At 58.3% G+C, this 23,857-nt stretch carries 19 protein-coding genes, 1 CRISPR repeat array and 1 other annotated feature; of the genes, 11 read left to right on the top strand and 8 right to left on the bottom strand.

What is annotated here, in order from left to right:
• Positions 1-415 precede the first annotated feature (415 nt).
• From WMO44_RS05885 to WMO44_RS05875, 3 genes are all read right to left on the bottom strand, one after another.
• Positions 416-868 carry a winged helix DNA-binding protein gene (locus tag WMO44_RS05885; RefSeq protein ID WP_349152051.1) on the bottom strand — a complete coding sequence of 151 codons (453 nt, stop codon included), beginning with the start codon at positions 866-868 and terminating at the stop codon, positions 416-418.
• A gap of 15 nt (positions 869-883) precedes the next feature.
• Positions 884-2,242 (bottom strand): citrate/2-methylcitrate synthase, encoded by a 1,359-nt coding sequence (locus WMO44_RS05880; RefSeq protein WP_097778542.1) that lies wholly within the window; start codon positions 2,240-2,242, stop codon positions 884-886.
• A 118-nt stretch (positions 2,243-2,360) separates the two neighbouring features.
• Positions 2,361-2,783: a BlaI/MecI/CopY family transcriptional regulator gene (locus WMO44_RS05875; RefSeq protein ID WP_015536612.1), complete on the bottom strand. Its 423-nt coding sequence runs from the start codon at positions 2,781-2,783 to the stop codon at positions 2,361-2,363.
• Between the two features lie 552 nt (positions 2,784-3,335).
• On the opposite strand from WMO44_RS05875, the gene serC reads away from it, so the two are divergent.
• Positions 3,336-4,418 (top strand): 3-phosphoserine/phosphohydroxythreonine transaminase, encoded by a 1,083-nt coding sequence (gene serC, locus WMO44_RS05870; protein ID WP_349152050.1) that lies wholly within the window; start codon positions 3,336-3,338, stop codon positions 4,416-4,418.
• A gap of 15 nt (positions 4,419-4,433) precedes the next feature.
• A complete protein-coding gene (locus WMO44_RS05865; protein WP_349152049.1) occupies positions 4,434-5,594 on the top strand; it encodes a phosphoglycerate dehydrogenase in 1,161 nt (386 codons plus the stop codon).
• Positions 5,595-5,837: 243 nt separating this feature from the next.
• Positions 5,838-6,134: direct repeats of the CRISPR family, unit length 33 nt; unit sequence ATTACAACTTATCCCCGCAAGGGGACGGAAACG.
• A 331-nt stretch (positions 6,135-6,465) separates the two neighbouring features.
• Here the strand turns inward: WMO44_RS05865 and WMO44_RS05860 are convergent.
• The 3 genes from WMO44_RS05860 to WMO44_RS05850 are packed head-to-tail and all read right to left on the bottom strand — an operon-like array spanning position 6,466 to position 9,529.
• Positions 6,466-7,908 carry a TM1812 family CRISPR-associated protein gene (locus tag WMO44_RS05860; RefSeq protein WP_349152048.1) on the bottom strand — a complete coding sequence of 481 codons (1,443 nt, stop codon included), beginning with the start codon at positions 7,906-7,908 and terminating at the stop codon, positions 6,466-6,468.
• A gap of 1 nt (position 7,909) precedes the next feature.
• Positions 7,910-8,914 (bottom strand): sigma-70 family RNA polymerase sigma factor, encoded by a 1,005-nt coding sequence (locus tag WMO44_RS05855; protein WP_349152047.1) that lies wholly within the window; start codon positions 8,912-8,914, stop codon positions 7,910-7,912.
• Positions 8,915-8,920: 6 nt separating this feature from the next.
• On the bottom strand, positions 8,921-9,529 hold the full coding sequence (locus WMO44_RS05850) for a TM1812 family CRISPR-associated protein (protein WP_349152046.1): 609 nt from the start codon (positions 9,527-9,529) through the stop codon (positions 8,921-8,923).
• Between the two features lie 154 nt (positions 9,530-9,683).
• On the opposite strand from WMO44_RS05850, the gene WMO44_RS05845 reads away from it, so the two are divergent.
• The 9 genes from WMO44_RS05845 to WMO44_RS05805 all read left to right on the top strand — a co-directional run bounded on the left by WMO44_RS05845 (position 9,684) and on the right by WMO44_RS05805 (position 19,082).
• Positions 9,684-9,878 carry a hypothetical protein gene (locus WMO44_RS05845; protein ID WP_249238016.1) on the top strand — a complete coding sequence of 65 codons (195 nt, stop codon included), beginning with the start codon at positions 9,684-9,686 and terminating at the stop codon, positions 9,876-9,878.
• 71 nt (positions 9,879-9,949) lie between these two features.
• Positions 9,950-10,318, top strand: coding sequence for a hypothetical protein (locus tag WMO44_RS05840; RefSeq protein WP_349152045.1), 369 nt, complete (start codon positions 9,950-9,952; stop codon positions 10,316-10,318).
• A gap of 919 nt (positions 10,319-11,237) precedes the next feature.
• On the top strand, positions 11,238-13,649 hold the full coding sequence (gene cas10 / locus WMO44_RS05835) for a type III-A CRISPR-associated protein Cas10/Csm1 (protein ID WP_349152044.1): 2,412 nt from the start codon (positions 11,238-11,240) through the stop codon (positions 13,647-13,649).
• Positions 13,633-14,103 carry a type III-A CRISPR-associated protein Csm2 gene (gene csm2, locus WMO44_RS05830; RefSeq protein WP_349152043.1) on the top strand — a complete coding sequence of 157 codons (471 nt, stop codon included), beginning with the start codon at positions 13,633-13,635 and terminating at the stop codon, positions 14,101-14,103. The genes cas10 and csm2 overlap by 17 nt, the downstream gene beginning before the upstream one ends.
• Positions 14,104-14,105: 2 nt before the next feature.
• Positions 14,106-14,777 carry a type III-A CRISPR-associated RAMP protein Csm3 gene (csm3, locus tag WMO44_RS05825; protein WP_349152042.1) on the top strand — a complete coding sequence of 224 codons (672 nt, stop codon included), beginning with the start codon at positions 14,106-14,108 and terminating at the stop codon, positions 14,775-14,777.
• A complete protein-coding gene (csm4, locus tag WMO44_RS05820) occupies positions 14,758-15,723 on the top strand; it encodes a type III-A CRISPR-associated RAMP protein Csm4 (RefSeq protein WP_349152041.1) in 966 nt (321 codons plus the stop codon). Before csm3 ends, csm4 begins: the two co-directional genes overlap by 20 nt.
• Positions 15,720-16,820, top strand: a complete 1,101-nt coding sequence (gene csm5 / locus WMO44_RS05815) for a type III-A CRISPR-associated RAMP protein Csm5 (RefSeq protein WP_349152040.1) — start codon at positions 15,720-15,722, stop codon at positions 16,818-16,820. The genes csm4 and csm5 overlap by 4 nt, the downstream gene beginning before the upstream one ends.
• Positions 16,817-17,569 carry a CRISPR-associated endoribonuclease Cas6 gene (cas6, locus tag WMO44_RS05810; RefSeq protein WP_349152039.1) on the top strand — a complete coding sequence of 251 codons (753 nt, stop codon included), beginning with the start codon at positions 16,817-16,819 and terminating at the stop codon, positions 17,567-17,569. The genes csm5 and cas6 overlap by 4 nt, the downstream gene beginning before the upstream one ends.
• Positions 17,570-17,769: 200 nt before the next feature.
• Positions 17,770-18,029: a binding site (T-box leader), on the top strand.
• A 108-nt stretch (positions 18,030-18,137) separates the two neighbouring features.
• On the top strand, positions 18,138-19,082 hold the full coding sequence (locus WMO44_RS05805) for a bile acid:sodium symporter family protein (RefSeq protein WP_349152038.1): 945 nt from the start codon (positions 18,138-18,140) through the stop codon (positions 19,080-19,082).
• An 82-nt stretch (positions 19,083-19,164) separates the two neighbouring features.
• On the opposite strand, the gene WMO44_RS05800 is transcribed toward WMO44_RS05805, so the two are convergent.
• A complete protein-coding gene (locus WMO44_RS05800) occupies positions 19,165-20,730 on the bottom strand; it encodes an MFS transporter (protein ID WP_349152037.1) in 1,566 nt (521 codons plus the stop codon).
• A gap of 92 nt (positions 20,731-20,822) precedes the next feature.
• Positions 20,823-23,849, bottom strand: a complete 3,027-nt coding sequence (locus tag WMO44_RS05795; RefSeq protein ID WP_349152036.1) for a beta-glucosidase — start codon at positions 23,847-23,849, stop codon at positions 20,823-20,825.
• Positions 23,850-23,857 lie beyond the last annotated feature (8 nt).

Here is a 23,857-nt window from a genome sequence, read left to right as displayed (position 1 = left end):
CAAGGGCTACACGCCCTTAACAATCCTAAAGAAGAAGTCGAAGCACAAAAAAGCTAGCGCTGCGCCAGTCGGCGCTAGCGCTTTAACGCTTTTTTCGCTTCTCCATTTATAGCCCCTCAGTCGCTGCGCGACAGCTCCCCCCGGGGGAGCAAGCGCTCGCCCGCAGCGCCGCGCTTTCCTCTACAACCTCTCCCGTGAAAAAGGGGTTCTGAAAAGCCCGCAGGCTTTTCAGAACCCCAAATTAAAAATCTATTTTCCGCTGCAACGACGACGACCGCCGCCAGTGGCGGAAACAGGGAGGAGTTGTTGGGGCAGCGGCCAGCAAGATGCGAGTGCCGCCCAAGGCACGATGCGGATGCTGGGTGCCGCAACCCGGAAGACGCGGCGCGCATTCCCAATCGTTTTCTAAAGGCTGTTACTGCGCAGCAAGGAACTCCTTCTCCCGCTCCTCGTTCAGAATGGCGGTGGCGCGCTGCATAGTGGCAGCGGCGCGGCGCAGCTCCTCGTCCCCAAGCTCGGCACGCATCCTGCGGTAGCAGCGCTGCAAAAGCGCCTGCTCCTCTGCCATCAGCTCCACCGCCTTGCTGGAAAGCTCCACATAGGTGCGCCCGGCCTCGCGGTCGGTTTTCCATGTTACAAAGCCGCTGTCCTGCAGCTTCTCGATGCCCTTGGAAAGCTCGGTCACCCGCAGCCCCATGGCGGCGGCAAGGTCGGCAAGATAGAGCTTTTCGCCGGGGTGTTCCTCCTGCTCTACCTTGATATAATACAGGATGAGATAATCTGCCCGCTGGATGGTGCTGAACACCTTATCCACGTTGAGCTCGTGGAGGAAGAACCATTCCCCCTGATGCTGCTGCATTTCTTCCATGCCGATGCCCTCCCTTTATGCCCGCTGGCTGCGCGGGATATAATCGTGGGTGCCGCCAAGGCTCTTGTAGGCCGGGCGGATGATCTTGTTGGCGCTGAGCAGCTCCTCGATGCGGTGGGCGCTCCAGCCCATGACGCGCGCCACGGCAAACAGCGGGGTGTACAGCTCCATGGGGATGCCCAGCATCTCGTATACAAAACCGCTGTAAAAGTCCACGTTGGGGCTGACGCCCTTGAAGATCTTGCGCTCCTGCGCGATAAGCTGGGGTGCCATGCGCTCGATGCGGGTGTAGAGGGAAAGATCCTTGTCCCGGCCTTTTTCGTGGGCAAGCTGCTCCACATAGCCCTTGAACACTACCTCGCGCGGGTCGCTGAGAGAGTAGACGGCGTGCCCCATGCCGTAAATCAGCCCCTTGCGGTCAAAGGCCTCGCCATGGAGCAGCTTTTTCAGGTAGGCTTCCAGCTCCTCGTCGTCCTCGATGTCGTGGAGGTTGTCCCGGATGTTCTGCATCATGTGCATGACCATCAGGTTCGCACCGCCGTGGCGCGGGCCCTTGAGGGAGCACAGCGCCGCCGCCATGGCCGAGTAGGTGTCGGTGCCGGAGGAGGTGACCACGCGGGTGGTAAAGGTGGAGTTGTTGCCGCCGCCGTGCTCGGCGTGCAGCAGCAGCGCCACGTCCAGCACGCGGGCTTCCAGCGGGGTGTACTGCATATCCGGCCGCAGCATCCGCAAAAAGTTCTCTGCGGTGGAAAGGCTGGGGTCCGGGCGGTGGATATACATGCTGGCGTCTTTTTCGTAGTGGTTATAGGCGTGGTAGCTGTACACCGCCAGCATGGGGAAGATGCCCGCCAGCTGAATGCTCTGGCGCAGCACGTTGGCGGTATCTAAATCTGCCGCCTTGGGGTCGTAGGACGCCAGCGTCAGCACGCTGCGCGCCATGCTGTTCATGATATCGTGGCTGGGTGCCTTCATAATGACATCGCGGGTAAAGTTGGTGGGCATGGTGCGGCACTCGCCCAGCACCGCGCAGAACTGTTCCAGCTGCTCCGGGGTGGGCAGCTGACCAAACAGCAGCAGATAGCCCGCCTCCTCAAAGGCAAAGCGGCTGCCGCGGCTGCCGTTGATGAGGTCTTTTACGTCATAGCCGCGGTACAGCAGCTGACCGTCTGCCGGGTGCTTGACCCCGTCCACATACTGGAACGCCCGGATGTCCGAGATGTTGGTCAGACCTGCCAGCACGCCCTTGCCGGTCTCATCGCGCAGGCCGGCCTTGACCCCGAACTCCCGGTAGAGGTCCTTGGGGATGCGGTCGTGCTCTGCGCAAAGGGGCTGCTGCTGGTCGAAGTAGCTTAATACATTCTGCAAATGATCCATGTGTCTGGCTGCTCCTTTCCTGTTCGTCCATATCAGTTTCTCATTTTTCAATTGTTTTTATATTACAAAACGGATATTTCGGTGTCAACCAACCATTTGTAAACAAAAATAAAACAATTCAACCGTAGGGGTCGTACAAATCGTACTCCTCGGTCTCCTGATGCTTCTCCTCCAGCACCCGGATGGCCTGCTCCAAGGCGCTCTGGGAGCAGCCGCTCTCGCTTACCAGCGCATGGACGGCGGCGGCAAGGTCGCCGTCAAACAGGGTATCCAGCCGCTGCCGCATACAGTACACGCCGTAAGCCCGCCGGGTGACCAGCGGCACATACACATTGCAGTTGCCCTGTTTTGCCGACCTGACCCAGCCTTTTTCCTCCAACCGGTAGAGAAAATTCAGCACCGTAGCCGCCGCCCAGCCGGTGGCCTTGAGCTTCTGACTGATGTCCCGCCGCGCCGCCGCGCCCGGGCACGCCCACACCGCCAACATCACCTGTTCTTCCGCCGCCGAAAGCGGCCGCAGGGTATCCGGTAAACCGTACATCTGTTGTACCTCCGTAAATGTTTAGCGGGAGCGCCCTCTCAGGCGCTCGTGTGGGCACCCCTTCCGTCTTGCCGCTTCGCGTCAAGCCACCTTCCCCAAGGGGACGGCTTCAGCGGTGGCGGCAAAGTTTCCGGCATTGCCATAAGGCGTCCCCTTGGGGGAGCAGACTGAGGGGGTATTTCGGTACCCGCCAGAGCCTCCCTCCCCGAGGGAGCAGTCAAAACCGTCCGGTTTTGACTGCGGAAGTTTTTACATTTGTCTTAGTATTCCCAGTATACCGCATTTCTGCCAAAGGTGCAAGAGTAGAAAATCCGCATGAAACCAAGGCATAGTGCATATCTTTTACATTTGTCTTATATTTTGTCTCTACACGGCGCACATTTGTATGCTTTGTGCCATCAGGCGGGGTACAGGGGCCATATCTTTGTGCAAAGATGCTCTTGTTTTCGGCAGGGAAAAACCGGTATACTACGGCTACGGAAAGTAACAGACGCACCGCAAAACAGGCGGTGCTGCGTGATAGGTGTATTACAGGAAAAGGAGAGGTTCATTATGGCACGAGTATATAACTTCAGCGCAGGCCCCAGCATGCTGCCCGAAAAGGTGCTGCGGCAGGCACAGGCCGAGCTGCTGGAATACGGCGACAGCGGCCAGAGCGTCATGGAGATGAGCCACCGCAGCAAGTGGTTTGACGCCATCATCAAGGACACCGAAGCTTCCCTGCGCCGGGTGATGAACATTCCCAATAACTACAAGGTGGGCTTCTTTCAGGGCGGCGCTACCCAGCAGTTTGCCATGGTGCCGCTGAACTTTATGACCACCGGCAAGGCAGACTACATCGTGTCCGGCAACTTCTCCGGTCTGGCTGCCAAGGAAGCCGCCAAGTTCGGCGAGGCCAAGATTGTAGCATCCAGTAAGGATAAAAATTTCACTTATATCCCGGATGTAAACGCTATCGACTACGACAAGGACGCCAGCTACATCCACATCTGCCAGAACAACACCATCTTCGGCACTCAGTATGTGGAGCTGCCGCAGGTGGAAGGCGTGCCGCTGGTGGCGGATATGAGCTCCATGATCCTTTCCAAGCCCGTGGACGTCAGCAAGTACGGCTGCATCTACTTTGGCGTGCAGAAGAACGTAGCCCCCGCCGGTATGGCCATTGCCATCATCCGGGATGACCTGCTGGGTCACGCCGCAGATAACGTGCCCACCATGATGAACTACACCACCCTGCTGGCGAAGGACAGCATGTACAACACCCCGCCGTGCTGGTGCATCTACATGACCGGTCTGGTGCTCAAGTATCTGGAAAACGACATCGGCGGTCTTGCCAATATGCAAAAGATCAACGAAGCCAAGGCCAAGGTGCTGTACGACTATCTGGACGGGCAGGAGTTCTTCACAAATCCTGTGGAGCACCGCTACCGCAGCACCATGAACGTCACCTTCACCAGCCCCAACCCGGACATGGACAAAAAGTTCTGCGCCGAAGCTGCCGAGGCCGGTTTTGTGAACCTGAAGGGTCACCGTCTGGTAGGCGGTATGCGCGCTTCCATCTATAACGCCATGCCTGCCGAGGGCGTGGACAAGCTGGTGGACTTCATGGAGAAGTTCCGCAAAGAGAATGCATAAAGAGGGGTTTCAGATATGTACACCATCAAAACGCTCAACGCCATCAGCCCGGTGGGGCTGGCAAAGCTGCCCAAGAACCAGTTCGATGTCACGGTGGATGCCGACGCCCCGGACGGTATTCTGGTGCGCAGCGCCGACCTTTTGAACACCACTTTCAACGACAATCTGCTGGCTATCGCCCGCGCCGGTGCGGGTGTGAACAACATCCCTCTGGAGCGCTGCAGCGAGCAGGGCATCGTGGTGTTCAACACCCCGGGTGCCAACGCCAATGCCGTGGCGGAGCTGGTCATCGGCATGCTCATCGCAGGCAGCCGCAATGTGGCCGCCGCCGCCCAGTGGTGTCAGGGTCTGGCCGGTGACCCCGCCATGGCAAAGAGCGTGGAAAAGGGCAAAAAGCAGTTTGTGGGCAACGAGATCAAGGGCAAGACCCTTGGCGTCATCGGTCTGGGTGCCATCGGCTCCCGGGTGGCAAACTGCGCCATCGAGCTGGGCATGGAGGTCTACGGCTACGACCCCTATATCTCCATTGAAGCCGCATGGAACCTGAGCAGTCAGGTGCACCACTGTGTAAACCTGAACGATATGCTGCCCCTGTGCGACTACATCACCATCCATGTGCCCTACCTGCCCACCACCAAGGACACCATCAACACCCAGACCCTTGCCCTGTGCAAGGACGGCGTCAAGATCCTGAACTACGCCCGCGGCGAGCTGGTGAACACCGCCGCCCTGCTGGAAGCCATGGACAACGGCAAGGTGTCCGGCTACATGACCGACTTCCCCTCCGAGGCCATTCTGGGCCGTCCCGGCATCGTGTGCACCCCGCACCTTGGCGCTTCCACCCCGGAAGCCGAGGACAACTGCGCCATCATGGCAGCGCAGGAGCTGAGCGACTACCTGCGCAACGGCAACATTACCCACTCGGTCAACCTGCCGGAAGTGCACCAGCCCCGCGCTGGCGGCAAGCGCATCTGCATCATCCACAAAAACGAGCCGGGCATGATCAGCCAGATTACTGCCCTGACTACCGAGGCCGGTCTGAACATTGAAAACATGGTGAACAAGAGCAAAAAGAACATGGCCTACACCATGCTGGACGCCACCGGTGTCGTGGATGCCCGCCTGAGCGAGAAGCTGAGCAGCATCCCCGCCGTCATCCGGGTGCGCATCCTGTAAGCCGCCCAAAGCAGCACCAAAAACACCCGCCCTGCCGGAACACCTTCTGCCTCGCCGGGCGGGTTTTGTGCGTTGCGGGCGCTTTTGCCGCCCGCCGGGCTTTCCGCTTCGCACCCCGGAATCCGGCCTTTTTTTCCTGAAAACGTTCTTTTCTTTTGCGGCAAAAAGAGGTATAATAGTTTTGTATTATGCGTTCTTCCCTGTTTTGCGCGTATTTTTCGCGCTTTTCCGGTGAAGTTTGCTATTACAACTTATCCCCGCAAGGGGACGGAAACGTAAAGATCCGTTCACCAGACAGAATCTGACCAGATTACAACTTATCCCCGCAAGGGGACGGAAACGATGCTCATATTCCATGCCTTGATATGGCGCAGATTACAACTTATCCCCGCAAGGGGACGGAAACCAGTTGCCGCCCCAGCCGCCGCAGAAGGCAAACAGATTACAACTTATCCCCGTAAGGGGACGGAAACTTGTTGTCATAGTGGATGAGGTAGGCTTCCTTGGATTACAACTCATCCCCGCAAGAGGACGGAAACAACATAATCGCGACATCAAGGGCGGATTCGATTGATTACAACTTATCCCCGCAAAACCCTCTCAGGCGCTGCGCGCCAGCTCTCCCGAAGGGAGAGCTTAGTACAGGGTAACGGCAGCTGCAAAAGCTCCCCCCATCGGGGGAGCTGGCACGGCGTAAGCCGTGACTGAGAGGGTTCTCCCCGCAAGGGGACGGAAACACCTTGTCGGGCGTGTCGTTGGTGAACTGGTCAGATTACAATTTATCCCCGTAAGGGGACAAAAAAGCCCCTCCGCTGCTGGTATGAACCAGTGCGGAGGGGCTTTGCTTTTCAGGGTTTCTTCTGTTTTAGGGTCAGCGGGCGGGCGTTCCAGCGGGGATGGCCGCGTCAACGGGAATTTCCTCGATGTCCTGCGGGACGTTCCGCTTCAAGGGGCGGATCTCATTCAGATAGGCGGTGATCTTTTGCAGGGTCTCTTTAATGTGCTCTGTATCCAGCGGCAGAACGCGCTCGCTCTGTAAGCCCAGGTCGTTGGCGCTGGCGTGATTGATCTGGTTGCGGTACTGCATCACACGCTGGTAGAGCAGGGCAGCCTGTTCCAGCTGCGGGCGGATGGCAGGGTCGATGACCAGCTGCTCAGAGGCAAGTACCATATCCAGATAATCGTGCATTTCTGCATCATTTGCTACGCCGAACAGCATATTGCCTTCTGCATCGTCCCGGCTGCGGGTCAGGCGCAGGTCTGCTGTATAGGGATATTCCTTCTGCAACAGCGTCAACCGGCAGAAGTGGAAGTGGAACAGCGGGTACACCCACGGCTTGCCCCTGTTCTGCATCTGCGCTGCCAGATACTCCCAGCCTTTGGGGGTGGGCTGCACAAAGAGATGCTGGCAGACGTATTCCGGCATCTGCTCGCACAGCAGGGTCAGCGCCTGCTGGTACATCCCGTGGCCGGCGCACCAGCTCACCAGTGCAGGCAGCGCCTTTTCACCGGAGGAAAGCAGCTCTGCAAACTCGGTGCTGAAACGGTCTTTCAGCATCTGGAAGAACAGGTCGGTCAGGTTCTGGCTCTTCTTGGGCGTTTCTTTCAGCGCCTGAGCGATCTGGTTCAAATCGTTGCTCAGCTTCCGCACCCGGCACAGTGCCAGATCTTCCGAGAACTGGTTGATGCGGGTCAGCAGCGCGTGCAGTACCGGGTCTTTTTCGCCCTCGCTCCGCAGATAGCGCGTCAGCTTTTGTGCTGTGCCGGTGGAGAAGAACGCGTCCATGGCGGTAACAAAGTCAAACAGACCATACAGCTGGGTGCGGTCGTGAACAACGGTCTCATTATTGTTCAGTTCCGCACAGATCACCCGGCGGGTCTGCACATAGCGCAGGTCCCGCATACAGCGTGCAACCGTCACCAGCAGCATGGCCACGTCCCGCATACCGCCGGAAAGGTCAACAAAAAGGGTGTCCTCCTTTTCGATTTTTTCCAGCAGCTGCGAGATGGCCTGAAACTGTGTTTCTTCGTCCATACTGTCCGGCACCTCGATCACCACCAGCCGTTCTGCCGGGATGTGCACCTTGGGCAGAAAGCTATCCCGGAAGTATTCCAGCGTGGTGCGGGTGCTGCCGTCCGGCATCTCTTTCGCTTCTTTGCGCACCCTCTCGCTGCACAGTGCCAGAATGCAGTCCGGGGTCTCCCCTTCCTCTATCAGATATCGCACCGCGCCCTCGTTGGTCTGGGTCTGGGTCTGGATCTTCGGGTTCTTGTTGAAAATGCTCATATATAGCAGTAAAACATTGCGTCCCATCTTATCCGTCCTCCTGTTCCGTTTTCATCTGCACCAGTTTTTGCTGCCATGTTTTGCGCCGCTGCGACACCGCCGCCCGGCTCACACCAAGAAATTCTGCCACGGTCTTATCCTGCGCCGGGTTGCGCTCCGGGTCCAGCAGGGCGTGGAGCGCGGCGCATTCCAGCGCTTTGGGCGCATAGGGCGGCTGAACGGTAAACGCCACATACTTATGCAGCAGCAGGATGTCCCACAGACAGTTGTCCTGTTCCAGCGGACGCAGATCATCGCAGTTTGCCAGCCGCGCGGGGGTATCCTCTGCCGGGGGCAGCACGTCCCTGTTGCGCAAAAAGCCCAGCAGTACGCTGCTCCACAGCGGCCCGGCAGTCTTGCCGTACTGCTCCTTCTGCTGCAAGTTCATCAGCCCGATGCCGCGGTGCAGCCATGCCAGCAGCTCACCGGTCTGCTCGGCCTGCTCCTCCACGCTTTGCGCCGGGTCGGCGACCCGCGTTTCCAGTGCCGTCTCCTCGCCATCGGTGCCGTCCAAGCTGAGGATTGACCGCTTGTTGCGCAGCGCCTCCCGCAGGGTCTTGACCCCGACCCCAGCAATATCGGCCACCAGCTGCTCCTTTTCCGGGTCGTGGCAGAGCTTTTCCTCGGTGATCTGGTTCTTCGCCATATAAGCCAAGGCATTTTTGATCTTGCGGTTGGTCTCCCGGCCAAAGCCGGTCACCGCCATTTGTTCCTGCTGCGCGTCATGGGCGTTCTGGTGCTTCAGGGCGCTGCGCAGATAGGCGCTGAAGGTCTGCCCGGGCTTCGGCACCCAGAAATCAAACGCATTCAGGAAGATGCGGCAAAAGTCCCCGCCGTCCACCGGCTGCCCAAGGGTCAGCGCAGCGGCAAAGCAATCGCCCCAAAGGGTGCGGAACTGTTCATCCCCCGCCTCGTGCAGCGCTTTGCGCTGCTCCGGCGGCAGCTGCAGCAGGGGCGAAGCATCGATCTTATCCCATACTTTATCATTCTTCATGGCAGTTCAGTCCTCCCGGTGCTGGCTCATCCAGATCAGCTGACGGAACACCTCTTCTGCGGTCTTGCTGTCCCGCATGGTGCCCACCAGCCCGGCCAGCTGGTACAGCGCCGCCATCTCGTACAGCCGCGCACCCACCACCTTTCCGTTCTCCCGCTTGACCTCGCCATAATAGACGCCGCCCACCTCCAGCTCGGTGTGGGTGGCTTCGGCGCAGGTAAGCGCGGTCAGCGTGACCACCGGGATGCTCTTGGAGCCGTAGGTGATGCAGGCATACACCCGGGTGACCTGCGGCAGGGCATCCACCAGATCCCGGCACAGGCCGATCAGCGTTTCCGGGCGCTGATCCTCGGGCAGGGACACCGGCTCCACCTGCGCTTCTGCAATGCCCAGCTGCGCCAGCTCTTCCAGCAGGCGCTGATAGTTGCGGGCGGTATCGGCGTTTTCCTGCCGGATGGCCAGCAGCCGCACCGTGTCCCCGGGTTCAAGGGTATCCCGCATTACCTGCACGATGGGAAAGCAGGTGGCCGTGGGGGCCTCTGCCCACTCCCGCTGGTACAGCATAGGGTCCAGCTTTCCCTGCAAAGGCACGGTGGTGATATAAGTCTTTAGCACAGGGCAACACTCCTTTTTATAAGATCCATTATCTGCATCATACCATAAAAAAGCCGCTGCTACAATGGCTTAAAAAATTTATGCAGATTTATTTTTTTCTACCTTAACTGTGCCCTTGCCGTGGGCTTTTGGTAGGTGAAAGGAGGTGAAAAACATGTTTGAGCTGATCTCTACTCTGGGCTGCGCCGCAGCCGGTGCCGTCGCAGGCGCCGTGAAGGGCGCTTCCATCGGCATCGCCGTGGGCGGCCCTGTCGGCGCCATTGCCGGCACCATCCCCTGCGCCATCGTTGGCGGCGTTACCGGCGCTCTGGCCGGCAACAACGTCGGCCACCGCATCGACGAGCGGTGAGCCCCGCGCCAGCGCTCCCGTCCGTTTTGTGCGGACGGGAGCCTTTTTTAAAGAACCGGGAGGTACACGCTATGTTCATCAACTTTTCCAACCACCCCCACGCCCTGTGGAGCACCGAGCAGCAGGCGGCGGCGCAGCGCTACGGCACGGTGGTCGATCTTGCGTTTCCCGCCATCGACCCCGCCGCCGACGAGACCGCGCTGGACTCCCTTGCCACGGTATACGCCGACCACATCCTGCACCTTAACCCGGACGCCGTGCTCTGTCAGGGCGAGTGCACCTTTGTGTACCGGGTAGTCCAGCGGCTGGAAGCCGCGGGCATCCCCACGCTGGCCGCCTGCTCCCGCCGCCAGAGCCAGGAGACCACCTGCCCGGACGGCAGCACCCTAAAGCGCAGCATCTTCGCCTTTGCAGGCTTCCGCCGCTATGGCTCGCCCTGAGCTTCCCGGTGCAGCTGCCCCCATTCAGCCGCCTGTTTCTCCATTTCGGTGGGCGGCTCGCACCCGCTTTTCCAACCTTCTGCCAAAAATGCTCTTTTATTTTTCGTATAGTTGTGGTATATTGGTCTTGGAATTGTGAAAGCTGCCCTGAAATCAAGTATTTTTCTCTTTTTCTTAGAACAGCTTTGCTATTTCAACTTATCCCCGCAAGGGGACGGAAACCAGAAATGAAAGCAAGCCGAACACGGTTCAACCGATTTCAACTTATCCCCGCAAGGGGACGGAAACTGGAATACGCCAGAGTGAAAAATAACCTTCTTGTATTTCAACTTATCCCCGTAAAAACCCTCTCAGGCGCTGCGCGCCGGCTCTCCCGAAGGGAGAGCTTTTCCGGCTGCCACTTACCTTGTACTAAGCTCCCCCTTTCGGGGGAGCTGGCACGGCGTAAGCCGTGACTGAGAGGGTTCTCCCCGCAAGGGGACGGAAACAAGAAATTATAATCACCAAACTTGCCCTCACCGTATTTCAACTTATCCCCGCAAGGGGACGGAAACCCGACAACTTCTGCATTGTTGCCGATTGCACTCAGATTTCAACTTATCCCCGCAAGGGGACGGAAACCTATCAATATCACTCATGAATTTGCCAATAGGAGCAATTTCAACTTATCCCCGCAAGGGGGCAAAAAACTCCGCATCAAAAATGGTGCGGAGTTTTTCTTTTGCGTGCCTTAACTTTTCGGTTTTCGTGGGCTTTTTCTCTATGAACAGAGCTGCTGCGGCATTTTCTCTGCCATGGCTTTTGTATTGCGACAAAATGTGCTATAATAGAGCCAAATCAAAGCATATCTCACAAAATATACAATTATATTTTTCATTTGTTGTGCAACTCTTCCACAGTTTGTAAAGGAGATGGTATTTTGAACGTTCTCACCCTGCAGTCCACCTATGGCGGGCTGCTGCACGACACCGGCAAAGCGGTGTACCGTGCCGGTGGGCAGCGCGGCAGCCACAGTGAACAGGGCTGCCAGTTTTTGCACGGCGTTTTGCCCGGTGCAGACTGGGCCCCGGTTCTGGACTGCGTGCGTTACCACCACGCCGCCGCGCTGCGCGGTGCTGCAAAAACACTGCCAGCCGATTCCCCGGCGTATCTGGTCTATCTGGCCAACCTGCTTTCCGGCGCGGCTGACCGCCGGGAGACCGAAGGCGAAAGCGATGCCTACCGGCGGGAGCTTCCGCTGGATGCGGTGTTCACCCACCTGAACGGTTCCCACCCCGGCTGGATGATGCCCGCGCAGCCGCAGGACGGCAGCCTGAAACTGCCGCAGCAGTCCCAGCCGCTTTCCGCTGCCGTCTATGTTGAGGCCGTGCGCACGCTGGAAGCGCAGCTGCCGCAGTTACAGCCCCAGCCGGAACAGCTCGGCAAGCTGCTGGGGCTGCTGGAAACGCAGCTTGGCTGTTTCCCGTCCAGCATCTATCCCGGGGACGGCGCGGATATTTCCCTGTTCGACCACGCCAAGACCACCGCAGCCATTGCGGCGTGCCTTAGTGAATATGTGCAGGCAAACCACATCACCAACCTGCGTAAAACGCTTTTTGAGCAAAAGAACGATTTTTGCCGGAAGGGCGTTTTTCTGCTTTACACCGCCGATTTTTCTCGCATCCAGAAGTTCCTTTATACCGTCCGCACCGAAAACGCCCTGCGCTCCCTGCGCAGCCGGTCGTTCTTTCTGGAGCTGTTCATGGAGCACTATCTGGACGAGCTTCTGGCCGGGTGCGGCGTGTCCCGCGCCAACCTGATTTACAGCGGCGGCGGGCACTGCTATGTGCTGCTGCCCAACACCGCTGCCGTGGCCGATACCCTGACCCGCTGGAACCAGCAGTTCAACCGCTGGCTGCAACAGCAGTTCGGCACCCAGCTGTTTCTGGCAAACGCATGGACGCCCTGCTCCGGCAACGACCTGACCAACACCCCCGCCCAGAGCAGCCCCTATAAGGAGCTGTTCCGCCGGGTGAACCGGCTGCTGGAACAGCACAAATTCCATCGCTACACCGCCGAAGATCTGCGGCTGCTGAACGATACCGCCGCTTACCCGGATGGCCGGGAATGCAAGGTGTGCGGCACCAGCGCCGCCCTTACGGACGAGCTTTGCCCGTGGTGCAGGCTGTTTGTGGAGTTTTCTGACAAAATTCAGCACAGGAGCGTGCTGGTGGTAAGCCGTCAGCCCTCGGCAGCCGATGACTGCACGCTGCCCACGCTGGACGGCGGCAGCGTCTACCTGACCACGACCGACCGGGCTGCGGCGCAAAAGCGCCTTGCTTCCGGCGAACCGATCCTACGGGCATACACAAAAAACACCCCGTACAGCCCCCTTCCCTCCACCACCAACCTGTATGTGGGCGATTACGCCGCCAGCAACAGTATGGACGAACTGGCCCAGCAGGCTGCGGGCGTGCGCCGCATTGCGGTCTGCCGCATGGATGTGGACAACCTCGGCCACGCGTTCATCTCCGGTTTTGAGCAGGAGAACGAAAAAGACCCGGTACGGCGGATGCGCTACGTCAACCTGTCCCGCACCTCGGCGTTCTCCCGGCAGATGTCCCTGTTCTTCAAGGGCTATATCAACGGCATTCTGGAGGGTTTGCAGGTAAGCATCGTCTATGCCGGCGGCGATGACGTATTCCTTGTGGGCGCATGGAACGATGTTCTGGAAGCCGCGCAGCGCATCCAGCGCAATCTGACCGCCTTTTCCTGCGGGGCGCTGACTCTCAGCGCAGGCATCGGCATCTTCGACCCCCACTACCCCATCCGGCTTTCTGCCGAGGAAACCGCCGCACTGGAGGAAGCCGCCAAGCATCTGCCCGGTAAAAATGCCGTGGCGCTGTTTACGCCGGAGCGCAAAGCCGTCCGGGATGCAAAGGGCAATCTGCTGGTGCAGCCGGAGCAGGGGCATACCTATGCGTGGGACACCTTCCGCACAAAGGTGCTGGAAGAAAAGGTTGGCTGCTTGCAGCGCTTCTTCCAAGCCTATGACCGCAGCTGCGCAGACAAAGGCGAGACCCCGCGCGGAAATTCCATGCTCTACAATCTGCTGGCGCTGCTGCGGGAAGCGGAGAACGACCGCATCAACCTTGCGCGGTATGCCTATCTGCTGGCGCGGCTCTCCCCCGAAAAGAACGCGCCGGACTATCCGCTCTACGAACAATTTTCTCACAGCATGATGGACGACTGGGCCTTTGATGCCGTGCAGCGTCACCAGCTCATCACCGCGATCTACATTTATGTGTATCAGAACAGAAAGGGTGGCGACACAGATGGCAGAACAGAATAACAACAGCCGCGGCGGCAAAGACCCGCAGAAGGCGCTCCCGCCGGAGACCATACCGAGAAAGGTGCCGGAGAATTATGTGGACGAGGCCGAGCGCATTATGCGCGCCCTGATAAGCAGCGGCACGACCGTGACCACCAGCAAGATCCGCAACTTGCTGAGCCTTGTGACCGATATCTATAATGACGAAAGCATCCGCACCGAGGACAAGCTGAAACCGGACAGTGTGGTCAAGCTCAACCTGATGCGGGTGCGCGTAGCCTACGAGTATGGCCGCGACAACGGAGAAAGTGTCGGTAAAGATAAAGTTTATCCCATGAAAGAGTTTATTACACAAGCGCATCTGCGGGAATACCTCAAGGGCATTTCCACCGACCGTGCGGATCTGATCCGTTTTGCACACTACATGGAAGCGCTGGTCGCTTTCCACCGCTACCTTGGCGGCAAGGAGAATTGATTATGTATGGAAAAATTCTGATCCGGTGCGATCTGATCGTGTGCACCGGTATGCACATCGGCGGTTCCTCTGCGTTTTCTGCCATCGGTGCTGTGGACAGCCCGGTGGTGCGCGACCCCTATACCGGTCTGCCCATCGTGCCCGGAAGCAGCCTGAAGGGCAAGCTGCGCACCCTGCTGGCCCGCAGTCTCTGTCAGGATATTGAGAATATGCCCGATCTCAGTGCGGACGACGCACGCATTCTGCGCCTGTTCGGCTCCGCCGAGCCGGTGCGCCGCTCCCGCCTGCAATTTGCAGACGCCTTTCTGACCAATGCAGAGGCACTTTCCAGCAAGGGCGTGCGCGTGACCGAGGTCAAGACCGAAAACACGATCTCCCGTGCAAACGCGCAGGCAACCCCCCGCCAGATCGAGCGCGTGATCGCCGGTGCAGTGTTTGGCGTCAGCATTGTTTACGATGTAACCGACCCGGCACAGGTGGAGGAAGATCTTGCCCTGCTGGCCAAGGGCATGAAGCTGCTGCAATGGGATTATCTGGGCGGTCACGGCTCCCGCGGCAGCGGCCGCGTCAGCCTGAAAAACTTTACGCTGAAAAACTACAGCGCACCGGTGGAACTTGACAGCCTGAACGCCCTCTTTGATGAGGTGGACAGCTATGAACTATTTTCTGTTTAAGCTTCAGTTCGACACCGCTGTGCATTTCGGCGGTTCGGACTCCGCATTGTCGCTCTACACCTCCGAGGAGACCCTGCGGGCAGATACCCTGTTTTCTGCCCTCTGCCACGAGACCCTCGTCCAGCAGGGGGAAGCCGCGCTGGAGCGGCTATGCGAAAGCGTCCGGCAGGGCAAACTCCTGTTCAGCGATACGATGCCGTGGTACGACAAAACGTTCTATCTGCCCAAGCCCATCGCTGCATCGGAATCCACCGAGGAGGTGGAGACCACCCTGCGCAAAAAAGTCAAAAAGATGGCGTGGATCCCCGTGCTGGCCTTTGACCGCTATGCCAAAAGCCTGCACGCAGGGCATTTTACGCCCGATGACCAGCCGGAAAGCTTCGGCACGCATTACGAGCAGACCAAGGCAAAGATTCCCGCGCAGGGAGACACCAAGCCTTATCAGGTAGGGCTGTTCCGCTTTGCACCGAACTGCGGGCTGTATTTCATCTGCGGCGTCTCGGAAAGCGGGCAGGACAAAAAGCTGCACGCCCTGCTGGAAGGGCTGGGCGTCACCGGGATCGGCGGCAGGGTCAGCACCGGTTACGGCAAATTCCATGTGGTGCAAAAGCTCTGCCTGAATACGCCCCCTGACGCGCAGACCAAGTGGCTGCGCCGTGCGCTTGCTGCCAACCGTGCGCCCTATCTGCTGCTGACCACCAGCCTGCCGCAGGTGGACGAGCTGGACAGCGCTTTAAAAGACGCCTCCTTCCAGCTGGTGCGCCGCAGCGGCTTTATGGCCTCGGACTGCGTGGAAACGCCGCTGAAGAAAAAAACGCAGTATGCCCTTGCCGCCGGCTCTGTGCTGCAGCACCCCTATCAGGGGGCGCTGTACGATGTCAGCCTGACCGACACGCACCCGGCATACCGTTATTCCAAACCGATCTTGATGGGGGTGACATTATGATCCAGCAGGATCATCTGCAGATCTTTGATCTTACTCTGACCGTGCGGTCGCCCCTGTTCATCGGTGACGGCCGCATGTACACGAAAGCAGAGTACCTGTATTGCACCCGCAACGGAAGAGCCTCCTTGCTGGACGAACAGAAATTTTTCACCTTTCTGACAGATCGCGGGCTGATCGACCGGTACATCCAGTTCATGCTCTGCAATCAGTCCAATCTCCGGGATTTTCTGACCGAGGACTGCGGCGTTTCTGATGCGGATCTGAACGCGCTGACCCGCTATACGATCGAGGCGGGAGATGCCGTTACAAATCCGCCGAAAAATCTCTACACCTTCCAGCGGGATGCCCATGACAGGGCGTACATTCCCGGCAGCAGCCTAAAGGGTGCACTGCGCACCGTATGGCTCTTGCAGGCCGTTCGGGCCGATCAGAGCACTGGGCACAGCCTTGCGTCAGACGATAACGCCGCATTCCCGGAGGAACAATACGTCAATCAGCTGCATCTGCGCCTACAGAAGGACGGCAGCATCGCTTCCGATGCGGTCAACAGTCTATTCCGGGGGGTTCAGGTCTCCGACAGTAAGCCCATCCCGAATGAGCGGATGGCTCTTTGCGGAAAATTCGATGTACTTCCGGACGGTTCCTTTCCAAAGAACAGCAAGAAAGGCATTCCCCTGTTCCGGGAATGCGCGATTCCCGGCGCTGCGGTTCGTTTTAAGCTGACGCTGGATCAATCGGTGCTGAAGGGGCGTATCACCAAAGAGTCCCTTATAGATGCCATCCAGCAGTTTGACACTTATTACAAGCAGACATACCGCGCGCGCTTCAAAGCGCCAAGCGGTGCCGTCAACCTGCCGCAGCAGCCGCACCTGATCCTTGGCGGCGGCTCCGGCTTTTTTGCCAAGTCGCTGGCGTACCCCTATCTGGGCGAAGAAAAGGGGCTGCGCTGGACGGCAGAACAGATGACGCAAATGTTCTCCAACCACAAGCATCAGGATGACGTGAAGCCGTATGGCATCTCCCCGCACACCATGAAATACGCCCGCTTTCGCGGCCAGTTCTATCCCTATGGGTATTGCGAGGTGAGTATCCTATGATCCAGCAGTTTCAGCTTGTTTTAGCCCCGCCCACGGGGGTACGCGTCCCGCAGGCATGGGCCTACCGCCTGTATGGCTGGCTGATGGCACAGCTTCCGGCAGACGTTGGCGATGCCCTGCATCTGCAAGGGGAGCACCCCATTGCGCATTTCCTGCATTTTTCGCCGGAAAAGCAGGCGCTGATCTGGACGGTCAATCTGCTGAACGAAACCGTCCGGCAGAGCGTCTCTCCCCTTCTGACGTCCGTAAAGGAGATCCCGCTGCACGAATCGCCCCTGCCGGTCACAGAAGTCCGTGTTTCCCCGGCAGTCTCCGCCGCCGAGCTGATCCGCTTTGGTCGTTCCTACGGTGAAAGCCGCGCAAAGCTTGTTTTTCTGTCGCCCTGCGCCTTCAAGCAGTCCGGCCGCTATGCTATTTTTCCGCAGGAAACGCTGCTTTTGCAAAGCCTGACCGCGCATTGGAACGCCGCTTTCCCGGAATACGCCCTTACGGATGATGATGCGCTACTGGCTTTGCAGCAGGGGCTGCATATCGTGGACTACAACCTGCGCACCACACGTTATCCGTTGAAGGAAACGCGCATTCCGTCCTTTCAGGGCAGCGTAACGGTCGAAGCGCATCTTGCGCCGCCGCTTCTGGAGCTTTGGAACGCGTTGCTTTCTTTCGCGCCCTACGGCGGGGTCGGCATCAAAACGACCCTCGGTATGGGCGGCACAGTCTGCTCCATCGGGCGCACCGGTGCGCCATAAAAGCACGGTTTACCGCAAACAAAAAAGGTGAAGTGACCCACGGTCACTTCACCTTTTTTGCAGGAGCCATGCCCGGCAAAGCCAGCCGGACAGGCCTTGCCTGAACTGCTTTCACTCATGATATGAACCAGATGAAAAAACAGACGGGTCATATCCCTTGACTTCAGTCCCCGGGGGGAGTATACTCCGTGGCAGTGAAATATTCGGCTATGACGAGAAAGAGTACCCGGAAAGAATGTTACAGAGAGCTGCCGGCTGGTGCAAGGCAGTACAGGGCGTCCGCGGGAAGATCCTCTCCGAGCTTTCCGGCTGAATGGGCGGTGTCTACGCCCCAGTAAGCGGGAACGGCAGGCCCCCGTTATCACGGGCCGCGCATTGTTGGATGCGCACTGAGGGGCCGGGCTTTGCACCGGCAATAAGAGTGGTACCGCAGAGGAGTTTATACGCCTTTGTCTCTTACGAACCGTAAGGGGCAAAGGCGTTTTTGTTTGCGGGAAAGCCATTTCCCGGATGTTTCATTGCCTTTACATCCGCAAAGAATATTGTTCAGGAAAAAGGAGAGTTTATCATGAAAACATTGGAAAAAGTAAGCGACTTTGTGGGCAAGTACATGGCCGCCATCGTCATTGTGGTGGCGGCGCTGGCGCTGCTGTTCCCCGGCACCTTCAGCGTGGTAAAGACCGCATGGGTCAACACCTTGCTGGGCATCGTCATGTTCGGCATGGGTCTTACCCTGAAGCCGGAGGACTTCAAGGTGGTGTTCAGCCGCCCGAAAGACGTGATCATTGGCTGCATTGCGCAGTTCACCCTGATGCCCTTCCTTGCATGGGCGCTGACGCAGCTGTTCCACCTGCCCACCGAGCTGGCTATCGGTGTCATCCTTGTGGGTACCTGCCCCGGCGGCACCTCCTCTAACGTGATGACCTATCTGTCCAAGGGTGACGTTGCACTGTCCGTCGGTATGACTGCCGTTTCCACCGTGCTGGCACCCTTCCTGACTCCCCTGCTGACCCTGCTGTATGCCGGTCAGCGCGTGGATGTGAACCCTGTAAATATGTTCCTGTCCATCGTCAAAGTAGTGCTGGTGCCCATCGCACTGGGCTTTGTGGTCAACCACTTCTTCCACGCCTTCACTCAGAATGCTGTCCGCGTGCTGCCGCTGGTCTCCACCGCCGCCATCGTGCTCATCATCTGCGCCGTTGTTTCTGCAAACTCCGCCAAGATCATGACCAGCGGCCTGCTGATCCTTGCCGTGGTCATCCTGCACAACCTGCTGGGCTACCTCACCGGTTTTGGCGTGGGCAAGCTGCTGAAGCTGGATACCACCAAGTGCCGCGCGATCTCCATCGAGGTCGGCATGCAGAACTCCGGTCTGGCCACCTCGCTGGCCGCTGCTCACTTTGCACAGTATCCGCTGGCAACTATCCCCGGCGCTGTGTTCTCGGTGTGGCATAACATTTCCGGTGCTGTCCTTGCCAACTTCTTTGCCCGCACCGCAGAGAAGAAGGACTGATCTTATACAATCAATAAGGGGCTGCTGCACAAGGTTTCTTCCCTGTGCAGCAGCCCCTGTTTTGTTTATTGCAGGTAGCGTCTCAGCTCCGGTATTCCGTCGGCAGCTGCTCTATGGTCTGCCACTTGTCCATGGCATCTTCCAGCTTCATGCCCTTGGCCACTGCGTCGCGGCGGCAGGCGTTGACAGCCTGAATTTCCTTCATCTTGGCACCGGTCAGGGTGTAGCCCTTCATGGCGATGAGGGTAGCCGCCCAAGCCACCATGGGGATGATGCAGAACAACACGATGACCACCCAGTTCATGCCCGGGGTGTAGGGGTCATACTGAGTGGGCAGGCTCTGCAGACCCACAAAGCTGACCGCAATACCCACAACGGTAGCGGACAGGCTGGACACCAGCTTGTCCACCAAACTGAACAGGGTGCCCATGATGCCGGGGATATAGTTGCCGCTGCGGTAGGTCTCGTAGTCGGAGCAGTCGGCAACCATGGGGATGGGCATATCGGCGGTGGCGTAGTACGCGCCGTAGCCGATGCCAAAGAAGGCGATGAACAGGATGGTGTACAGGTTCAGGGACAGGCCGTTCTCCCCCAGAATGGACAGGGTAAAGGCATCGCCGCGGCCCCAGAGCAGCAGCAGCACAAGCACGCCCACATAGCACACCAGTGCCACGGTGACGTACTTCATCAGGCTGGCCTTCTGACCCTCCTTCTGGCTGGTGCGGACGGTGAGCAGGAAGAAGGGCACGCTGCACACATAGCCCAGCACCATCATGGGCAGGTACAGGCCGTCGTAGTTGCCCATCATGCAGCCGTACAGCATACACAGCACGGTGGTGTTGGTGGCGATGGAAAGTGCCAGCTTGCAGCCTGCACCGGCCACCATCAGTCGCTGCATGGGGTTATTGTTTTTGATGATCTGGAGGTACTCGCGCAGCTTGACCTTCTCGGCCTTGCTGCCGCTGACGCCGAAGTACTTAGGCTGATCCTTTTCCCAGATGCCGATAACGGCCAGCAGGGTGAGCAGAATGGAGATGACGATGCCCACGGGCGCCAGCGTGCGGAAGAACCCGGCAGAAGCGTAGCCGCCCTCATAGTTCTTGGCAAGGATGGGGGCAAAGAACTGCATAGCACCCATGCCCAGCAGGCTGCCCACGGTATTGAAGATGGTGAACAGCGGACGCTGCTTGGGATCATTGGTCAAAACGGTCTGGCCGGAGCGGGTGCAGCTGGTCTGGAAGGTGTAGCCGATGACCCACACGGCGTACAGTCCCACAAAGGCGGCGTAGCGCAGCCCTATGGCACTGGCGGGGATGAGCGGGGTGAGACAGTACAGCGCCAGTACACTGGCCGCCATGATGAGGTTGCCGATGACCATAAAAGGCCGAAACTTGCCGAACTTGCCGTTGGTGCGGTCCATGAGGGCACCGATGATGGGGTCGGTGATAGCGTCAAACAGACGCATACCGGTGACCATCACCGAAGCAAACAGCATACTCAGCGCCAGCACCTTGCTGCCGAAAGTGGCGATGTAGGAAAGCACCAGCACATAGTACACGTTCGTTGCGCCGTTGTTCAGCGGAAACAGCACCAGCTGGTAGGTTTTGGCGCGGTTCACACTCGACGCCGTTGTTTTTTGTTCGCCCATTGCGGTCTCTCCTTTTGAAAAAAAGAAGGGCAGCCCACCCCGCCTTCGGGGCAGGCTGCCGCTTGCGAAAGTCTGATTTTTCGGAGGGTTGATTATTCCTGATCTTCCGCCGGGGCAGTCAGAGCCTTTGCGGCCTTGCGTGCCTTGATGCGCTTGACCAGCATAAAGATGCTGACAGCCACCAGAATGCCCAGCACCACATCAACGCAGATCAGAGCAGTCTTCCACCACGGGGTCACCCCCACGATCTTGGTATCTGCGGTAAAGCCATTCATGGCATTGGAGTTGGCCACAGTGTACAGAATACGGTGGGTAGCCTCCCGCATGGCCTGGGTGATATCGGGGTCACCCTGATAGGTCTTGATCAGTTCGCTGGTCCACTGCTGTGCACTGGAATCCCAGCTGTCGGTGCCTGCCAGCAGACCCTGTGCCACGTCGAAGCTCTTCATGGTGATGCCGTAGTTTGCAAAGGCGGCATTGCCAGAGAAGTCGGTCAGGTTAAAGCCGGTCAGACCCCACTCGCCGCGCAGGATGTTGGTCTGCAGGCCCTTGTGTGCGCCGGACCAGATGCCTCCGATGCGGGCGAATGCGTTCATGACGCATTTGGCACCGCCCTCAGTGACAGCGGTCTCAAAGCTCTTCAGGTAGACTTCGCGGATGGCCTGCTCGCTGGTGAAGGTTGCAATGCAGCGGCACTTGGATTCCGTATCGTTCAGGGCAAAGTGCTTGATGTAGACATACACGCCCTTGGACTGGATGCCCTCCACCTCGGCGGCTGCAATCTTGCCGGAGAGGAACGGATCCTCGGAGTAATACTCAAAGTTGCGGCCGGAGTAAGCAGTGCGGTGGATGTTCATAGCAGGGCCGTACAGGCCGGAAGCGCCCAGATCCAGCATATCGTTGCCGATGCAGATGCCCACTTCCTTCATCAGGTCCACATTGAAGGTGGCGGCCATGATGTTTTCGTCGCTGTAAGCAGCATGACAGGTGGCTACACCGGTCAGGGTCTGGGTAAAGCCCTGCGGGCCGTTATCATCGGTAGTGGCAGGCTTGGAAACGCTCTGCACCATAGCGGTGTTGTGATATCCCTTGCCCACCAGTTCGGCCATTTCCTCATAGGTGACCTGATCCAGCAGCTTGTCCCAATCCGGATCATCGTAATCCTTGCCGATCATCATGCCCAGCGTCATGCCGTTGTCGGCACCCATAGTGGGCATCTCGGTGGTAGAGCCATCAATGCCCTTGTAGCTCTGATACGGGTTGATATCCACCAGCAAGGCATCGTTGGCCTCAATGGCGATCTTCTCCGGCCAGGTGCCGGTCCAGTTGGCACGGGTGAGCATATTCATCTCGTCATAACCGTAGTAGGTCATGTCGGCAGAATCCAGCTGGTTGGTGATCTTCTCGCCGGTCACAGCAGAGATGGAGTAGGTCTCGGTATCGGTCACACCGTTGGTGTAGGTGTAAGTGAAAGCGGCATCGCCGTTGGCGGTCATGCCGTTGGCAGTGGTGTAGCCCTTGGCAGCCAGAACATTGTTCACAGCATCGTGGGCATTGTGTGCGGCGGTCAGGTAGTAATCACCGGCCTCCAGAATATAGGTCTGTGCCACATTCTCGTCGTAGCAGGCCAGCTCACTGCGGGGCACGTTGATGGTAACAGTCTCGCTTTCGCCGGGGGCCAGCAGCTGGGTCTTGCCAAAGCCGCACAGCTCCACAGAAGCCTTCTCGATGCCGTTTGCCTTATCGTACTCGGTATAGGGGGACTGGAAGTAAGCCTGCACCACTTCCTTACCTGCCACAGAGCCGGTGTTCTTCACATCCACGCTGATGTTGAAGCTGTCGGTAGCGGCATCGTAGGAGGACTGGAAGTTGGACCAGTCAAAGGTGGTGTAGCTCATGCCGTAGCCAAAGGGATAGGCCACGGTGGAGGCGTAGTCGTACTCGCCCACGTTCTGGGTGCCCATGACCACATCCTCGTAGCGGGTCTCGTAGTAACGGTAGCCCACATAGATGCCTTCCTGATAGGTGGTGTAGTAACCGTTGCCGTCCAGACCGCCGTTTGCAACAGAATACCACTTGCTGGTATCCTTCTCGTCATAGTTGGTGTACTGGTTTGCATAGTAGTCCACCAGACCGGGTGCGGTGGTGTTGTCGTAGCAGTAGGTGTCCACCAGATGGCCGCTGGGGTTCACATTGCCGGCCAGAATATCTGCCACGGCATTCAGGCCGTAAGAGCCGGTGTAGCCGATCCACAGAGCGGCGTCCACGCCGTACTCGGGATCATTGAGGAAATCGCACTCCATGGCGTTGGTGGAGTTGATCAGCACGATGGTGCGTGCAAACTCCTCCTTGGCCATCTTCAGCATATCCTTTTCTTCGTTGGTCAGGGACAGCACATTGGTGCCATCCACAAAATCGCCGTACTCCAGATCAGCACCCTCACCGGCCACACGGGAGAGCATTACGATGGCGGCATCGCCGTAGGAGGCAAAGCTGGAGCGCACATCGGCGATGTTTGCACCGGCTGCCGCATCCGCAGCCTTGACGTTCGTGCTGTACAGGGAGACAGGCACTTCGTTGATGTGCCATGCAGAGCGGTCACCCAAACTGGTACCCTTGCTGGGAGAGCGGACATAGTCCTTGCCTGCACCGTTGGTGTAGAAGTCCCACAGCACCGGGTTCACGTCAAAGCCCACATCCTCCAGAGCCTGCTTCCAGGTGGGAGCCTTGGAGGTGTCGATATCGGCAGAGCCGGTACCGCAGGTCACAACGTCCACGCTGGAATGGCTGAGCGTAGACACCTTGCTGCCCGCAGCCAGAGGCAGGGTGTTGTTATCGTTCTTCAGCAGCACAGCACCCTCACCGGTAAGCTGCTCTGCAATTTCCTTATCGTGTGCTTCCAGCTCTTCCACACTGCTGAAATCACTCTCGTAATACACGGCACTGTCGTCCTTGCCCACGGTCTTGTGGGTGGGGGTCTTCAGTGCAATGTTCACGGCCTGTGCACTGGCAAATGCCAGATTGGAACCGATGCAGGCACCGGCGAATAGTACCGTAAAAAGCACCGTAAGGATGCTCCACAGTACAACGCCAGAGCCTTTCTTCTTGCCCTTCTTCATGTTGTTCT

It is taken from the genome of Faecalibacterium tardum, from assembly GCF_040096515.1.
GTDB classification, from domain to species: Bacteria; Bacillota; Clostridia; order Oscillospirales; family Ruminococcaceae; genus Faecalibacterium; species Faecalibacterium tardum.
The sequence above is the reverse complement of the archived record's forward strand: the minus strand, read 5'-3'. Positions and strand labels throughout refer to the sequence as shown.

Excerpts from the sequence above, each read along its gene's own strand:
- WMO44_RS05885 (WP_349152051.1), bottom strand. The coding sequence starts at position 868 with ATGGAAGAAATGCAGCAGCATCAGGGGGAATGGTTCTTCCTCCACGAG.
- WMO44_RS05880 (WP_097778542.1), bottom strand. The coding sequence starts at position 2,242 with ATGGATCATTTGCAGAATGTATTAAGCTACTTCGACCAGCAGCAGCCC.
- WMO44_RS05875 (WP_015536612.1), bottom strand. The coding sequence starts at position 2,783 with ATGTACGGTTTACCGGATACCCTGCGGCCGCTTTCGGCGGCGGAAGAA.
- serC (WP_349152050.1), top strand. The coding sequence starts at position 3,336 with ATGGCACGAGTATATAACTTCAGCGCAGGCCCCAGCATGCTGCCCGAA.
- WMO44_RS05865 (WP_349152049.1), top strand. The coding sequence starts at position 4,434 with ATGTACACCATCAAAACGCTCAACGCCATCAGCCCGGTGGGGCTGGCA.
- WMO44_RS05860 (WP_349152048.1), bottom strand. The coding sequence starts at position 7,908 with ATGGGACGCAATGTTTTACTGCTATATATGAGCATTTTCAACAAGAAC.
- WMO44_RS05855 (WP_349152047.1), bottom strand. The coding sequence starts at position 8,914 with ATGAAGAATGATAAAGTATGGGATAAGATCGATGCTTCGCCCCTGCTG.
- WMO44_RS05845 (WP_249238016.1), top strand. The coding sequence starts at position 9,684 with ATGTTTGAGCTGATCTCTACTCTGGGCTGCGCCGCAGCCGGTGCCGTC.
- WMO44_RS05840 (WP_349152045.1), top strand. The coding sequence starts at position 9,950 with ATGTTCATCAACTTTTCCAACCACCCCCACGCCCTGTGGAGCACCGAG.
- csm2 (WP_349152043.1), top strand. The coding sequence starts at position 13,633 with ATGGCAGAACAGAATAACAACAGCCGCGGCGGCAAAGACCCGCAGAAG.
- csm3 (WP_349152042.1), top strand. The coding sequence starts at position 14,106 with ATGTATGGAAAAATTCTGATCCGGTGCGATCTGATCGTGTGCACCGGT.
- csm4 (WP_349152041.1), top strand. The coding sequence starts at position 14,758 with ATGAACTATTTTCTGTTTAAGCTTCAGTTCGACACCGCTGTGCATTTC.
- csm5 (WP_349152040.1), top strand. The coding sequence starts at position 15,720 with ATGATCCAGCAGGATCATCTGCAGATCTTTGATCTTACTCTGACCGTG.
- cas6 (WP_349152039.1), top strand. The coding sequence starts at position 16,817 with ATGATCCAGCAGTTTCAGCTTGTTTTAGCCCCGCCCACGGGGGTACGC.
- WMO44_RS05805 (WP_349152038.1), top strand. The coding sequence starts at position 18,138 with ATGAAAACATTGGAAAAAGTAAGCGACTTTGTGGGCAAGTACATGGCC.
- WMO44_RS05800 (WP_349152037.1), bottom strand. The coding sequence starts at position 20,730 with ATGGGCGAACAAAAAACAACGGCGTCGAGTGTGAACCGCGCCAAAACC.
- WMO44_RS05795 (WP_349152036.1), bottom strand. The coding sequence starts at position 23,849 with ATGAAGAAGGGCAAGAAGAAAGGCTCTGGCGTTGTACTGTGGAGCATC.